Annotated in this window: 12 protein-coding genes; 3 read left to right on the top strand and 9 right to left on the bottom strand. The window is 72.6% G+C overall.

Features of this window, described 5'->3' with window-relative positions; all coding sequences use genetic code 11:
* Window positions 1-39: 39 nt before the first annotated feature.
* From ACZ6ZP_RS40955 to ACZ6ZP_RS40965, 3 genes are all read right to left on the bottom strand, one after another.
* The gene (locus ACZ6ZP_RS40955; protein WP_351173673.1) at window positions 40-801 is read right to left on the bottom strand and encodes an NUDIX hydrolase; all 762 of its coding nucleotides are present in this window, start codon (window positions 799-801) and stop codon (window positions 40-42) included.
* A 120-nt stretch (window positions 802-921) separates the two neighbouring features.
* The gene (locus ACZ6ZP_RS40960; RefSeq protein ID WP_469410444.1) at window positions 922-2,826 is read right to left on the bottom strand and encodes a glycogen debranching N-terminal domain-containing protein; all 1,905 of its coding nucleotides are present in this window, start codon (window positions 2,824-2,826) and stop codon (window positions 922-924) included.
* A 387-nt stretch (window positions 2,827-3,213) separates the two neighbouring features.
* Window positions 3,214-4,641 (bottom strand): DUF4192 domain-containing protein, encoded by a 1,428-nt coding sequence (locus tag ACZ6ZP_RS40965; protein ID WP_469410422.1) that lies wholly within the window; start codon window positions 4,639-4,641, stop codon window positions 3,214-3,216.
* A gap of 133 nt (window positions 4,642-4,774) precedes the next feature.
* Between ACZ6ZP_RS40965 and ACZ6ZP_RS40970 the strand changes: the two genes are divergently transcribed.
* Together ACZ6ZP_RS40970 and ACZ6ZP_RS40975 are read left to right on the top strand one after the other, a co-directional pair.
* Window positions 4,775-6,964 carry a RecQ family ATP-dependent DNA helicase gene (locus ACZ6ZP_RS40970; protein WP_469410423.1) on the top strand — a complete coding sequence of 730 codons (2,190 nt, stop codon included), beginning with the start codon at window positions 4,775-4,777 and terminating at the stop codon, window positions 6,962-6,964.
* Window positions 6,965-7,178: 214 nt separating this feature from the next.
* The gene (locus tag ACZ6ZP_RS40975; protein ID WP_469410424.1) at window positions 7,179-7,817 is read left to right on the top strand and encodes a hypothetical protein; all 639 of its coding nucleotides are present in this window, start codon (window positions 7,179-7,181) and stop codon (window positions 7,815-7,817) included.
* Window positions 7,818-8,042: 225 nt separating this feature from the next.
* Here ACZ6ZP_RS40975 and ACZ6ZP_RS40980 read toward each other — a convergent pair whose 3' ends face one another.
* The 3 genes from ACZ6ZP_RS40980 to ACZ6ZP_RS40990 all read right to left on the bottom strand — a co-directional run bounded on the left by ACZ6ZP_RS40980 (window position 8,043) and on the right by ACZ6ZP_RS40990 (window position 9,823).
* On the bottom strand, window positions 8,043-8,726 hold the full coding sequence (locus tag ACZ6ZP_RS40980; RefSeq protein WP_469410425.1) for a hypothetical protein: 684 nt from the start codon (window positions 8,724-8,726) through the stop codon (window positions 8,043-8,045).
* Window positions 8,727-8,804: 78 nt separating this feature from the next.
* On the bottom strand, window positions 8,805-9,506 hold the full coding sequence (locus ACZ6ZP_RS40985; protein ID WP_469410426.1) for a ribonuclease HII: 702 nt from the start codon (window positions 9,504-9,506) through the stop codon (window positions 8,805-8,807).
* Between the two features lie 134 nt (window positions 9,507-9,640).
* On the bottom strand, window positions 9,641-9,823 hold the full coding sequence (locus tag ACZ6ZP_RS40990) for a TetR family transcriptional regulator C-terminal domain-containing protein (protein ID WP_469410427.1): 183 nt from the start codon (window positions 9,821-9,823) through the stop codon (window positions 9,641-9,643).
* 227 nt (window positions 9,824-10,050) lie between these two features.
* Between ACZ6ZP_RS40990 and ACZ6ZP_RS40995 the strand changes: the two genes are divergently transcribed.
* Window positions 10,051-10,287: a hypothetical protein gene (locus ACZ6ZP_RS40995; protein ID WP_469410446.1), complete on the top strand. Its 237-nt coding sequence runs from the start codon at window positions 10,051-10,053 to the stop codon at window positions 10,285-10,287.
* A gap of 31 nt (window positions 10,288-10,318) precedes the next feature.
* Here ACZ6ZP_RS40995 and ACZ6ZP_RS41000 read toward each other — a convergent pair whose 3' ends face one another.
* The 3 genes from ACZ6ZP_RS41000 to ACZ6ZP_RS41010 form a co-directional block, all read right to left on the bottom strand.
* On the bottom strand, window positions 10,319-12,142 hold the full coding sequence (locus ACZ6ZP_RS41000) for a DUF4153 domain-containing protein (RefSeq protein WP_469410445.1): 1,824 nt from the start codon (window positions 12,140-12,142) through the stop codon (window positions 10,319-10,321).
* A 196-nt stretch (window positions 12,143-12,338) separates the two neighbouring features.
* Window positions 12,339-13,247, bottom strand: coding sequence for an ADP-ribosylglycohydrolase family protein (locus ACZ6ZP_RS41005; protein WP_351173574.1), 909 nt, complete (start codon window positions 13,245-13,247; stop codon window positions 12,339-12,341).
* 12 nt (window positions 13,248-13,259) lie between these two features.
* Window positions 13,260-13,919 carry a histidine phosphatase family protein gene (locus ACZ6ZP_RS41010; RefSeq protein WP_351173571.1) on the bottom strand — a complete coding sequence of 220 codons (660 nt, stop codon included), beginning with the start codon at window positions 13,917-13,919 and terminating at the stop codon, window positions 13,260-13,262.
* Window positions 13,920-13,960 lie beyond the last annotated feature (41 nt).

Below are 13,960 nucleotides of genomic sequence, written 5' to 3' on the forward strand. Positions count from 1 at the left end.
GACCGACAGGTGACCAGCGCGTGACCCGTGGCGGAGGCCTCAGACCTCGGGGCGCAGCATGGGCGGGTTGAGCAGCGTCGCGCCGCCCGCGCGGAAGAGCTGGGCGGGGCGGCCGCCCTGGCGGGTGGTCGTACCGCCGGTGGGGACGAGGAAGCCCGGCGTGCCGGTCACCTTGCGGTGGAAGTTGCGCGGGTCGAGCACGACGCCCCACACGGCCTCGTACACCCGGCGCAGCTCACCGACGGTGAACTCCGGCGGACAGAAGGCCGTCGCCAACGAGGAGTACTCGATCTTCGAGCGGGCACGCTCCACGCCGTCCGCCAGGATCTGCACGTGGTCGAAGGCCAGCGGCGCCGCCTGCTCGCCCTCTCGGCCGTACCCACCCTGGTTGAGCAGTGCGTCGACCGGCGCCCAGCGCGCGCTGTTCGCATCACCGCCGGCCCGCGGTGCGGGCAGATCGGGGGCGAGCGCCAAGTGGGCGACGCTGACGACCCGCATCCGCGGATCGCGCTTGGGGTCTCCGTAGGTGGCAAGCTGCTCCAGGTGCGCGCCGTTCACCTGAACGGGAGTGTCCGGAGAATGCGCGCACAGCCCCGTCTCCTCGACCAGCTCCCGGGCGGCGGCCGCCGACAGATCCTCGTCGTCGCGCACGAAGCCGCCGGGGAGCGCCCAACGGCCCTGGAACGGCGGCTCACCCCGGCGGACCGCAAGCGCGCAGAGCGCGTGGCGGCGCACGGTGAGCACGACCAGATCGACGGTGACAGCAAAGGGCGGGAAGGCCGACGGGTCGTAGGGCGACATGCCGCGATCATAGTCGTCTGCCTGACGATAAACAGCTCCTCCGGCATCCGATCCCGGCTCGATTCACCAGGCCCCGCGTCAGGTTCAGGCCACACCCACCACCGGTCCTCCTCCCGTGGGTCACACCCCCAGCTGCAGCCCGTCGGCCGCCTCCTCGACCATGGCGAGGCCGAGCCTGCTGACACGGACGGAGAACGGGGCTCCGGCGACGCGCAGCGCCGTCAGTCCCAGCTCCCCCAGAGGCGCGCAGCGGACGGGTCTCAGCGTCACCGTGCCCGACGGGGCGTCCGGCCGGATCCCGGCGAGCGCCGTGAGGAGCTGCACCCCGGCGGCCGCGGCGGTGGCCGCCGGGCGGCAGGCGGCGGGGTGCGGCAACGGAGCGCCGTCCTCCGTGCGCTGCTCCCCCGCGTACATCTCCGGCAGCCGGTAGCCGAACGTCTCGGCCGCGGCCATCACTCCCCGCAGCAGCGCACTCGCCTCTTTCTCGTAGCCGGCGGCGGCCAGACCCGAGACGGCGACCGCCGTCTCGTGGACACGGACGGCTCCGCCACGATGTCCGAAAGGGTTGTACGCGGCCTCCTTGACGCCCAGGCTCCGCAATCCCCACCCCGAGTCCATGGCGGGTCCGCCGAGGAGCCGGGCGAGCTGCTCGGTCTGCACCTTGTCGAGCAGTCCTGGTGCGAGCGCCCCCGAACCGAGGAGACCCGTGTCGAGGAGGTGGGCGGCACCGCCGGTGAGGAAGGGCACGGGGCGGCCGTCGGCCAGGCAGGCCGCGGCGGGCCGACCACCCGTGCGGTCCTCCACCCAGAAATCCTTCCGGAACGTGGACCGCAGCCGCTCCGCCCACTGCCGCAGGTCGGTACCGCCCGGACGGCCGTGTGCGTCGAGCAGGTCGGCGCCGAGCAGCGCGGCCCGATGGGCATGGGCCTGCGTCTCGCAGCGCGCGGGGCCGTCCGGATACGGGTCCGGCAGGCGTCCTCCGTCGCCGGCCGCCGCCAGCAGCCAGCGCAGGCAGCGCTCGGCCGCCGGCAGCAACTCCTCCGTCTCCTGCGCCGGCAGCCCCCAACGCCACGCCTCCGTCAGCAGAACCGGGAAGAGCAGTGTCGCCTCGATGCCCGTGCAGCCGGGCGGCAGATGCGGTCCCGTGTTGCGCAACGGCCCGGGGATCATGCCCGCCCGCGGTCCCTTGCCCACGAGTTGGCGACGGGCGAGCGTACGCAACGTCCCCACCGCGACCCGCGTGCCGAGCGGCAGCGCCATCCGGGCGGCCGCGAGGGCTTCGGCCGGAGCGAGACCGCAGCGCCATGGCGCCCCCGCGGCCAGGTGGACGTCGGTCGGATGCTCGGGGTCCCGCAGCAGCAACGCCTGAAGATCCTCCACGGACCGGTCCAGCAGGGTCCGGACCCTGGGATCGTCGCCGACGGCTCGCGCCGGGGCGAGGGAGAGCGACGCCCCGAGCCCGACCGCCCGCACCGGCCCCGCCCCCTCCGGCCGCACCCGCAGCTCCAGGCTCCAGGTGCCGCCCGGTGGGAGCTCCACCTCCCAGCGCAGCAGCCCGGCGGAGGCCAGCGCGTCCGCGGGAGCGGGGTGCGCGGTGACCACACAGTGCCCCGACGGCGAGGACCAGCGCATGCCCGAGTCGTGCACACTGGCGGGCAGTTCGGGCCCGGTGTTGCCGGACGCGACCGCACCGAGCTCCGCCAGATCCGTCCCGAGCGACACCTCCACGGGGAACCTCAGGGGGCGGCCTGCGGCGCTGCGCAGGACGATCCGCTCCGTACCGTCCGCGTACCGGGTCCGCTCGACGACCACGTCCGGATCCGGGCCGCCATCGGCGGACGGACGCAGCGTCGCGACGAAGCGGGCACGGTCCGCCGAGAGCATCCGTGCCTGCACGGCGATCGGCTCGCGCCCCGCCACCCGCACCTCGCAGCGGGACAGCAGCCTGCGCCCCGCGCGGTAGAACCCCTCGAGACCTCGGCCGGTCAGCTGCCCCTGATCCGTGGAGATCGCCAGCGCGGGCATGGCGACACAGATCAGCGTGGCGTGCGCGGGCGGCAGCTGTGCGGGGCGACGCGGCACGGCTGCCGGGGACTGCCCACCCGGCAGGCGTGGTGGGGTCGGGGTGGGTCGCTGGGGACCCTCCCTGCCGGAGACAGGAGACGGGGCGGGCAGGGGCATGAGGCGGCCTCTTCTGCGCTGTCCGCGCTGCGGGGAGTCGGAGGTCGTACGGCGGCTCGACCCAGGCACGGGTACCGCCACTCAGGTGAACGGACCTGCCCCGCCCCAAGTCACGCCCGCGGGGCGGGAAGCCACCCGGCCGGCCCCCGTCTTTCCCGTACGGCACCCCGGTGGGCGCTCGGCTCGCCCCAGTCCCCCGGTGCCGGGCTCCCGCGTTCATGCGTCGTTCGTTCATGTGTCGTTCCTCGCTGCGCGCCGGATGGTGCGACGGCGGTTCTGCGGCCCCGTGGCCGGCCTGTCGGTGGCCCGAGAACCAGTGCCATCCTTCTGGCGTACGGGGCGGCGGCGACGCGGAGCGATTCCCGCCGGCTCCGATGCGGCTTCCGCGGGCTCCGTGGGGAGCGGCAGTTCGGGCTGAAGGGTCGTCACGCTGCGGTCAGTTCGCTCCCTGCGCAAGCAGCGACGGATCGGCTCGGGGTCCAGGTCGCCGGTGCAGGCATGGTGCAGGAGTTGCGCGAAGGTGTAGCGGGGATCGGCGCACAGCGCCATGTCCAGGGCTTCCTGGCCTTCCGTGGTGTCACCGAGGGACCACGCGACCCAGCCCGCCAGGGACAGCGGCGCCGCGGCGTGCTCTCCGTAGGCGCCGACGCAGCGACGGGCCAGGGCCCTCCAGAGGCGAAGCGCTGGTGCCGCGATGTCGCCCTCCATCCATTCCGCCGCCTGATCACGCGTCGTACGGTCCTGCAGGCCGAGGATCAGCGCCGCCGCATCGTCGTGCGCGAGGAGTTCGTCGTCCTGGAGATCCGCCTCCAGCCTGTCGCTGACCGGCGGCGCGGCAGTCATCCGCGCCATGATCCTGCGGGCCAGGTCGAGCGTGTCGGCGGCCACCTCGGCGTGCCCGTCCTCCATCAGGATCCGGCGCACGATCGCCATGCCCGCCGCGTCGAGAGCCGCCTCCTGATCCTTCGCGGCGGCGGATTCCCACGGAGTGAGGCGCGCTCGCATCTCGCGCGGCGTGACGCCCACCTGCACACCGGCGTAGGCCGTGGCCGCGGCCAGGACCGACGTACCGGGCCGCAGCAGCGGAACGCCCTCCGGCGGGCAGCACTCCTGGTTCGGACAGCAGTAGGTCCAAAAGCGCCCCGCCGAGATGCAGACGACCTCAAGCACCGGCACGTCGAGGCTCCCGCAGGCGGTGCGGAGCACTTGTGCCAGCGGTCGAAGGCGCTCCATGACCTGCCGCCCGGATTCGGCGCCGACGGGCTCCGCGCACAGGAAGGCGACAATGCCGTCGGGCCGGGCTCCGCGCCGCTCGCAGCCGCCCACCAGGCACTGGGCGAGCTGCTCCGCGATGGGTGGCCAGTCCTCCGCGCGTCCGGGAATACCGAGGCGCACCCGCCCGCCGAACCGCCCCCGCTCGCCGTGCAGAGCGATGAGGACGACGCTCTCCTCGGGCCGGAACCCGAGCAAGTACGGCAGAGCATCCGCGAGTTCGGCCGGGGTGCGCAGGGTGACCAGCGGCTCGTCGATGGGATCGACGCGCTCGATGGAATCGATCGGAGCTGTGGGGCTGGTGGGGTCGATGGGCTCGATCGGAGGGGTGGGGTCGGTGGAGCCGATGGAGTCGGTCGGGTCGTTTTGTTCGCTGTGGTTCGCCATGCGCCGACTCTCCCGCGGATCACCAGATTCCGGTTTGCCCTGTGGATAACTACGATCAGGAGCACGCCAAGAGTTATCCACAGCACGGCCGACTCGTTCGCCTAATGTCAGACCCATCAGGTTGCATGGGGGCATGAGCAACGAAGATCTGCGCACGGCGGCCGATTCCGTACTCGCCCGCCTCGTCGGCGGCCCCGCGCCCGCAAGCGGCGACGTGCCACCGTCGGACGGTCCACGGCTGCGCGAGGACCAGTGGCGCGCGATCGAAGCGCTGGTCGCCGACAAGCGCCGGGCGCTCGTCGTGCAGCGCACGGGCTGGGGAAAGTCCGCCGTGTACTTCGTCGCGACCGCGCTGCTGCGGGAGCGGGGCAGCGGACCCACCGTGATCGTCTCCCCGCTGCTCGCGCTCATGCGCAACCAGGTCGAGGCGGCGGCGCGAGCCGGCATCAGCGCCCGCACGATCAACTCCTCCAACACGGAGGAATGGGAGACCATCCAGGCCGAGGTAGCCTCCGGCGACGTGGACGTCCTCCTCGTCAGTCCGGAGCGGCTGAACAACCCGGACTTCCGCGACCAGGTGCTGCCCAAGCTCGCCGCGGCCACGGGCCTGCTCGTGGTCGACGAGGCGCACTGCATCTCCGACTGGGGCCATGACTTCCGGCCCGACTACCGCCGGCTGCGCACCATGCTCGCCGACCTGCCGCCGGGCGTGCCCGTCCTGGCCACCACCGCCACGGCCAACGCGCGCGTGACGGCCGACGTGGCCGAGCAGCTGGGCACCGGCGGCAGCTCGGACGCGCTCGTGCTGCGCGGGGCCCTCGACCGGGAGAGCCTGAGCCTGAACGTGCTCCAACTCCCCAACGCCGCGCACCGGTTGGCCTGGCTCGCCGACCACCTGCACGAGCTGCCGGGCTCGGGGATCATCTATACGCTCACCGTCGCCGCCGCCGAGGAGATCACCGCTTTCCTGCGGCAGTGCGGGCACACCGTCACCTCGTACACCGGAAAGACGGAGAACGCAGACCGCCAGCAGGCCGAGGAGGATCTGCTCGCCAACCGCGTGAAGGCCCTGGTCGCCACCTCCGCCCTGGGGATGGGCTTCGACAAGCCCGACCTCGGCTTCGTGGTGCATCTCGGCTCCCCCTCCTCCCCGATCGCGTACTACCAGCAGGTCGGCCGCGCGGGCCGCGGTGTCGATCACGCCGAGGTGCTGCTTCTTCCGGGCAAGGAGGACGAGGCGATCTGGAACTACTTCGCCTCGCTCGCCTTCCCGCCCGAGGAGCAGGTCCGGCGCACGCTGGACGTGCTGGCGCAGGCGGGCAGGCCGCTGTCGCTGCCCGCACTGGAGCCGCTGGTCGAACTGCGCAGGTCACGGCTCGAGACGATGCTCAAGGTCCTCGACGTGGACGGTGCGGTCCGGCGCGTCAAGGGCGGCTGGACCTCCACGGGAATGCCCTGGGCGTACGACGCCGAGCGCTATGCCTGGGTCGCCAAGCAGCGGCAGACGGAGCAGCAGGCGATGCGTGATTACGCCACGACGACCGGCTGTCGCATGGAGTTCCTGCGGCGGCAGCTGGACGACGAGGCCGCGGCGCCCTGCGGGCGCTGTGACAACTGCGCGGGCGCGCGTTTCACCGACGCCGTGTCCTCCGGGGCACTGGACACGGCACAGGGCGAGTTGATCCGCGCAGGGGTCGACGTGGAACCCCGGAGGATGTGGCCGACCGGGCTCGCCGCGGTCGGCGTCGACCTCAAGGGACGTATCCCCGTGGGTGAACAGGCCTCCCAGGGCCGCGCGCTAGGGCGACTCTCGGACATCGGGTGGGGCAACCGGCTCCGGCCGATGCTCGCCCCGCAGGCCCCCGACGGACCGGTGCCCGACGACGTGGCGAAGGCCGTGGTCGGCGTCCTCACCGACTGGGCGAAGGGCCCCGGCGGGTGGGCCTCGGGCAGTGCCGACGCCCAGCCGAGGCCGGCCGGCGTCGTGACCATGTCGTCGCACACCAGGCCCCAGCTGATCCAGTCGCTGGGGGCGCGGATCGCCGAGGTCGGCCGCCTTCCGCTCCTCGGCTCCATCGAGTACGCCGCCGGAGCCGATGCGGCACACGTGCCGAGGACCAACAGCGCCCAGCGACTGCGTGCCCTCGACGGAACCCTGACGGTGCCGGCGGAACTCGCCGCGGCGCTCCAGGAGGCGGGCGGTCCCGTTCTGCTCGTCGACGATCAGACAGACAGTGGCTGGACCCTGGCGGTGGCCGCGCGCATGCTCCGCCGGGCGGGAGCCAAGGGGGTGTTGCCGCTGGTCCTGGCCGTGCAAGGCTGACGCAGGCGTCGATGCGGGGCGCCGTGGGCAGGGATATAGGCGGCGCATCACCAGATACCGGTCGGCGGCTCCAATTGCTCGTTGCCGCAAGGCGGTGCGACGGGAAGAATTGGCACTGCTCCCCGCGCGGCTCCCCGTGGCCCGGCAGTTCTGTGCCGCGGTGCGCTCCCCCAGTCCGACCCCGCCCTCTGGGCGCGTAGCCGAAGGGAGGACCGTGACCTTCGGATTCGCTCCGTCCGCTGCGGCATCGATGTCGGAGTCTTCGACGTCGGCTGAGATGTCCGCCGATTCCGCCAACCGACTGGCCCGGATGCTCGAGCCCGCGGAGTGGTCAGCCGCGGGAATTCCCCTGCTGCGCAATCCGCGTGAGGTCGTCAGCGGCCTGCATGCCCGGCATCGTCCGACGCCCGCGACAGCGGTCGTCGCCGTGCTCGATTCGGAGGAACGGCTCCGGGCGAGCGCTTCGTTCACCCGGCGGCCGAGTGCCGCGGACGGCTGGGTCTTCCGCAACGCGCTGCTCGCGCAGCTGCGCCGGGTCATCCCGCACGACCTGCGGCGCCGCACCCCGGTGCGCACCGCCGTCCTGCTCTACTGCCGTGACGGTGACGCGCGTTGGACGCAGGAGGACGGGGCGTGGATGTGGGGGCTGCGGGACGCCTGCACACTGCACGGGCTGCGGTGCGGTGCCTACATCACGCTGACCCGTGACGGCTGGCAGGTGCTGGGCGAGGGCCGTGGCGGCCGTCGGCCCAGTTCCGGCTCGAGCCCCGAGGCCTTCGCCGTAGCCGATCCACCGCCACCGCGCACCGGCGGCGCCGCGTCCGACGTACTGCGCCGGGCGGCGGCACGCTGAGGCGCCCGCCGTACCCCGCCGCAAGGCGGGCCACAGGCATGGTCCGGTGCGCGCCCGCCGCTTGCGCGTCGCGCGGTACGCGACGCACACAGCTCCGGGCTCAACCGGCCATGCCACGGACACCGGACACCCGACGCCGACCACCCGACACCCGGCCTCGGCAAGGCTGCCGGACCACGGAGGTCGGACAGCGGAAGCCAGAGGTCAGGTGCCGGACAGCGAACGTCAGACGCCCGCGCCCAGCATCGCGTTGATCCGCCGCGGGTCACCGCAGACGATCAGCAGGGCTCCGGCCCGGGTGAGCGCCGTCGGCAGGGCGCCGACCGCGATCTCCTCGCTGCCGCCGTTGACGGCGACGACGACCACGGGGCGGGACACGGCACGGTCCAGGGCGGCGGCGTCGGCGTAGAAGACGTCGTCACCCGCGTCGTGCTGAGCCCAGTAGGAGGCCTCGCCGAACGACAGCTCGTGGGTGGCCCACGGGTGCGGGTCGCCGGTGGTGATCACCAGGACCTCACCCGGAGCGCGGCCCGAGTCGAGCAGCAGGTCGACGGCTTCCTCGGCGGCGTCGAGCGCCCCCTCGACGGAGGCCGGGATCAGCTGGATCTGCGGAACCGAAGCACCCGCGTCCGCGGCGGAACCCGCGGGCGAACCAGCGGGAGCGACGGAAGCGGTGGAAGGTCCGGAAGCAGCCGGGGCGGGCAGCCCGGGCTTGGCGGCCGGCTCACGCGACGTGCGCTGTGCCGGCGGCGTCGGCCGGGCGGGGCCCGGTCGGCCTGGACGCGGCGCAGCCGCGGGACGCGGGCCGGGTACGGGGCGGGGGGTCGGCGTGATGCGGCCACTGGCCGGGGTCACGCGGGGACCCTGGGCACTCTCGTGAATCTGAGGCTCCTCGGGACTGAGAGGCATGCGTTGTTGTCTATCAAATGCCGATGCGCGGGGCATCAGCGGGTGGCACATGAGTGCGAGTTGGAACTGCTGAAAGCGTCAGAAATCGAAGCCGAGCTGGCCCTCGATCTGCGGAACGCTTTCTTCCGCCCAGCTGCGGGCCTTCTTGAGGTGCCGCCACTGGGGCAACGCATCAAGATACGCCCACGACATCCGGTGGTACGGGGTGGGCCCCCGCTCCGCCAGCGCGGCCTTGTGCACCGGCGACGGATAACCGGCGTTGGCCGCAAAACCGAAGTCTGCATGTTCGATACCCAGTTCGGCCATCATTTTGTCGCGCCGAACCTTGGCGATCACCGAAGCCGCAGCGACGGCCACACAGGATTGGTCGCCCTTGATCACCGTACGAACCTGCCAAGGAGTCCCGAGATAGTCGTGCTTCCCGTCGAGGATCACGGCTTCCGGACGCACCGGAAGGGCCTCCAGGGCGCGCACCGCGGCGAGCCGCAGCGCGGCGGTCATCCCCATGCCGTCGATCTCCTCGGGCGAGGAATGCCCCAGTGCGTAGGCCGTGACCCAGCTCTCCAGCTCCCCGGCGAGCGTCGCGCGCCGCTTGGGAGTGATCAGCTTGGAGTCGGTGAGCCCTTCGGGCGGCCTGCGCAGTCCCGTGATCGCCGCACAGACGGTGACCGGTCCCGCCCACGCTCCGCGCCCGACTTCGTCGACCCCGGCAACGATCTTCGCTCCGGTGGTAGCGCGAAGGGAGCGCTCGACGGTGTGGGTGGGTGGTTCGTACGGCATGGCGCCAGACAGCGTACGCCGCCGGATGCCACCCGCGACACCCAGGCCTACCGACGGAGCAGCGGAACCATGAACTGATCGATCAGTTCGGCGACATCCTCGCCTCTCCATTCGCTCCCGCACACCTCGGAGCGCTATATCGTCATCGCCGGAATGACGTCGCGCACGCAGGGATGCATGACCTCGGCGCGCGCCTCTCCGCGCTCGACTCCACGGCGTACGACCTCCTTGATCAGCTCCACGCTCGGCCCGATACCTGCGTCGGAGATCACTCCGTGGAACCGCTCGGCCGACACCGTGTCGCACTCGTGAAGCACGGCACGGAGAGCGAATCCGGGCCGCGAGAACGGCCTGCCGCTTCTCTGTGACCGCACGCACCGGTGACATCATCCTCGGCCGCCGCCGGGGCTTCATGGCCGGCGTCCTGTTCTTTGCCCGCGCCTCGTTCCTGGGCGGATTCGCCCAGGAACCCCGGTAGTTGCTGACGGTGCGGGCCCCGCAGCGCGTAGGTGGCGCGATTGCGACGTCCCGCCTCCCTGGCTTCGTGCCCCCTACATTGACGGCCGTCTCCGGAGTGGCCCGGTACGAGGCGGGCGCGGCATCCGGGCTGCTCAACGCGACGCGTCAGGCGGGCGGTTCGCTCGACCTGTCCATCCTGATCACGGTGCTCGACACGGTGAGCGCGGTGGGTCCAGCGTGCGGCTCACGGCGCCATCGGCAGGGACGTACGAACATGCCGGGCCGTTCACGGCGGCGAGGGCGGGCCCCCTCGCCGCCGTGAACGGCCCGGCGGACGTCGGCCGAAGCGCACCTCAGCGGTACGAGGTCTCCTCGCCGGCATCCTCGCAACCCGCCACGGACGCCATCAGCGGACGCTTCTCGATGATCTCCCGGGCCCGCGCCTCCCCCAGGCTGGTGGCGTACCAGGGCCCACGCTCGGCTCCGAGGCCGTTCGCGATGCCCTCAAGGACGCAGGAGCGCAGGGGCTCCTTCAGCCCGTCGACGGCCGGTGCGGCATCGGCGGACAGCCCGCGCGCGTACTCCAGGTCGAACTTCCCGGTGTCCTCGTAGCGCTGGACGTTGCGCTCGGCGATGAGTCCGTCGGGCGAGAGGAGCCCGAAGGCGAGCACTCCGGCCGCGGCACTCGCGGCGACGGCGCGCGGCAGCCACCGGGCGCCCCACACCCCGGCCGCCATGATCAGCACGACGACCAGGCCGAGCCAGAGCTCCACGGCCACGACCGACACCCTCAGCCGGGTCAGGCCGTAGGCGTCGACGTACATGTCCATGCGCCGCACCGCCGACGCCACGACGACGAGCGTGAGGGCGCACAGCGTGCCGAGCACGGCGCGCACCAGACCGCGGTCGCGCGACCCGTCACGCGGCGCCCAGCGCAGGGCGAGGACGATGACGACCAGGGTGAGCAGCGTGGCGAGCAGCAGCTGCCAGAAGCCCTGGCGCGCATACGCGGCGTACGAGAGGTCCGTCTTCTCGAGGACCGCGTCGTAGCCACCGAAGAGCACGGCAAGCTGCACCACGTTGAACGCCGCGAACAGCAGGTTCAGGACGATCAGCGGCAGCGCCCACTCGACGCGGCCCCGCTCCCGGCCGGGACCCACGACGAGCCGGTCCCAGCGCACGGGCGCGGCAGCGGTGTGCGCCGCGGCGAGCGCTCCGACGACACCGACCGCGAAGAGCAGCACACGCCAGGGCCCGTCGGAGACGGAGGCATCGGGCATCAGATCGCCGAGCAGCCCCGCGAAGGCGGCGTCGGCCCCGGCGAACAGCGCGCCGAAGACCAGCAGCAGCACGGCGGTCACCCCGCCCGCCCGCAGCACGGGCCCGCTCCGGGACCCGCTCGCGCGGCCCCGCATCCCGCGCCAGGCCCAGCCCACGCCGGAGAGCACCGCGTCGAAGAGGCCGAGCGGGGCGAGCAGGATGCCGGGCCAGGTGCGGCAGCCGTGCAGGGCGAGCGAGCCGAGCGCGACGGCGGAGACGACGGCGAGGAACGAGGGCCAGCCCGCGTCCCGCAGCGCGGGCACGGCCAGCAGCACGAGGCCACCGACCGCCCAGACCAGTGTCCAGGGGCGCGGACTGCGACCGGCCTGTTCGGCGGCGAAGTACGCGGCGAGCGCGGCAGGCACCGCCACGATCAGCAGATTGAGCGCGAGCCCGTCACCGAGCAGCAGCATGCTCAGCAGGCCGGTCGCGAACACCGCGCCGAGCGTGCCGGTGCGGACCGGGGCGGGCGGGTCGGAGCGCAGATCGGCCAGGAACGGCTCGTGCTCGTAGCCGCCCGCCGGGTACGCCCAGTCGCTACGAGGCTCTGGGCTCCCCTCCGCGGCGCGCGGGGCGGGCACGGCGTCCTCGGGCTCCTCGGGCTCTTCGGGCTCCTCAGCGGCCTCAGGCGCCTCGGCGTGGCTGTCTGCTCGTGGCTCCCTGAGCGGATCTCTCCGCACATCTCCTGGTGGCTCCGCGACACCGCTGCTGGGTGGCTCCGCCACATCATTTGGTGGATCTGCCACATCTGATGGCTCAGGCGTGGACGGTGAATCGGACACGGGACCCCCTCCCGGCCGGTCCGCACGTGCAGCAGACGGCACGCACGCGTGGCGGGGCCGCCGGGCGACCGGCATCTCGTTGAGGACGCGCAAGTCATGATCAACTCGCGGCCTGGCCGTAAGAGTAGCCGCGAGGCCGGTGGCGGCCCCCGCATCGCCCACGCTGTGGCATGACCGTGACAGACACGCCGGAACCACGAGCCCCTGAACCCCGGACCGCCGAGGCGCCAGGACTTCGGAACCCCGAAGCCAGCCCCCCGCAACCCCGAAGTCAGCCCCCCGCGACCGGCACCCAGTCGGGCAACGCCTCGGTCCGTTCCAGCCACTCGCCGGAGGGCGTCCCGCCCTCACCGGAGCCGATCACTCCGCCCACGATGGCGCAGGTCGTGTCCATGTCGCCGCCCACCTGTGCGGTGGACCAGATGGCCTGCTCATAGGAGCCAAGGCCGCGAGCGGCCGACCACAGTGCGAACGGCACCGTGTCATGGGCGGTCGTACGACGGCCACAGCCGAGGACCGCGGCGACCGTCGCCGCATCCCCGTAGTCGAGCATGTCGCGGGCCCTGCGCAGCCCCGCTCCCACGGCGCTGCGGGGCACGAGGTCGATGACGCCGTCCAGCAGCGCCTTCGGCGCGGGCGGCCCCGCGGGATCGGCGGCGAGCGCCGCGGCGGCGGCCACCGCCATGGCTCCCACGACCGCCTCACGGTGCTGATGCGTGGGGTAGGCGGAGATCTCCGCCTGGTGCGTCGCCTGCTCCGGATCGTCCGCGTACCAGGCGCCGAGCGGCGCGATCCGCATGGCCGCGCCGTTGCCCCAGGAGCCCTGCCCCTTGAAGAGCGCGGAGGCCAGCTCCCGCCAGTCCCCGCCCTCCCGGACCTGCCTGAGCAGCCGGTTCACGGCAGGGCCGTAGCCGCGGTCGAAGTCATGGTGCTGGGCGAAGGAGAGGGCGAGCGCGTCCTGGTCGATCCGGTCGTGCCGGACCAGGACCGCGACCACGGAGCAGGCCATCTCGGTGTCGTCGGTCCACTGCCAGGGGCCTGGGGGCGCTTCCCGGCGCTTCAGCAGCGGGTAGTTGGCGGGCACGAAGAACTGAGAGCCCAGTGCGTCCCCCACCGCCAGTCCACGCAGGCTGGCCAGAGCGCGGGCCAGGCGCCGGTCGGGAGAGGAGTCAGCGGTCATCGCCCTGCCACTCTATCCGGTGACGCCGTACGGTTCGGGTTCGCGCCAGCGTTCGAAGGGCCGGTCCAGGGTGTACTTGCCGTCGTCGCCGAGCACCAGCGTCCGCATCTCGCCGTTCCCGGGGTTGGAAAGGGACTCGAAGTCCGCCACCGACCAGTGGAACCAGCGCATGCAGAACAGCCGCATGGTCAGGCCGTGGGTGACGAGAAGGACGTTCGGCGGATGGTCCGGAGCCTCGAAGCTCCGGTACAGGCTCTCCAGGAACGCCCCCACCCTGTCGTACACGTCGGCTCCCGATTCACCCTGGGCGAAGCGGTAGAAGAAGTGTCCGTACGCGTCGCGGTAGGCCTTCTGCAGCTTGACGTCGTCCCTGTCCTGCCAGTTTCCCCAGTCCTGCTCCCGCAGCCGCGGCTCCTCGCGCACCCGTACGAGGTCGGGGTCGAGCCGCAGGGCGCGGAAGGTCTCATGCGTACGGCGATAGGGCGAGACGTACACGCTCACCCGTTCCGAGCCGACGGCGTCCCGCAGCCGCGCGCCCGTCTCGTCCGCCTGCCGCCACCCCTTCTCGGTGAGCGCCAGCGCGTGGTCGGGTTCACGCTCGTACACGGTGTCGTCGGCGTTTCCGTCCGACTCGCCGTGCCGGACAAGGAAGATGCGCCGCGGACGTGCCATACGGAAACACTAGATCGGCCCTTCCCACAGGGCTCAACCGG

Source organism: Streptomyces sp. NPDC054047, from assembly GCF_055585065.1.

What these genes read in the sequence shown, in the direction of transcription:
- ACZ6ZP_RS40955 (WP_351173673.1), bottom strand. Translation starts at nt 801, where the DNA reads ATGTCGCCCTACGACCCGTCGGCCTTCCCGCCCTTTGCTGTCACCGTC.
- ACZ6ZP_RS40960 (WP_469410444.1), bottom strand. Translation starts at nt 2,826, where the DNA reads ATGCCCGCGCTGGCGATCTCCACGGATCAGGGGCAGCTGACCGGCCGA.
- ACZ6ZP_RS40965 (WP_469410422.1), bottom strand. Translation starts at nt 4,641, where the DNA reads ATGGCGAACCACAGCGAACAAAACGACCCGACCGACTCCATCGGCTCC.
- ACZ6ZP_RS40970 (WP_469410423.1), top strand. Translation starts at nt 4,775, where the DNA reads ATGAGCAACGAAGATCTGCGCACGGCGGCCGATTCCGTACTCGCCCGC.
- ACZ6ZP_RS40980 (WP_469410425.1), bottom strand. Translation starts at nt 8,726, where the DNA reads ATGCCTCTCAGTCCCGAGGAGCCTCAGATTCACGAGAGTGCCCAGGGT.
- ACZ6ZP_RS40985 (WP_469410426.1), bottom strand. Translation starts at nt 9,506, where the DNA reads ATGCCGTACGAACCACCCACCCACACCGTCGAGCGCTCCCTTCGCGCT.
- ACZ6ZP_RS41000 (WP_469410445.1), bottom strand. Translation starts at nt 12,142, where the DNA reads ATGCCGGTCGCCCGGCGGCCCCGCCACGCGTGCGTGCCGTCTGCTGCA.
- ACZ6ZP_RS41005 (WP_351173574.1), bottom strand. Translation starts at nt 13,247, where the DNA reads ATGACCGCTGACTCCTCTCCCGACCGGCGCCTGGCCCGCGCTCTGGCC.
- ACZ6ZP_RS41010 (WP_351173571.1), bottom strand. Translation starts at nt 13,919, where the DNA reads ATGGCACGTCCGCGGCGCATCTTCCTTGTCCGGCACGGCGAGTCGGAC.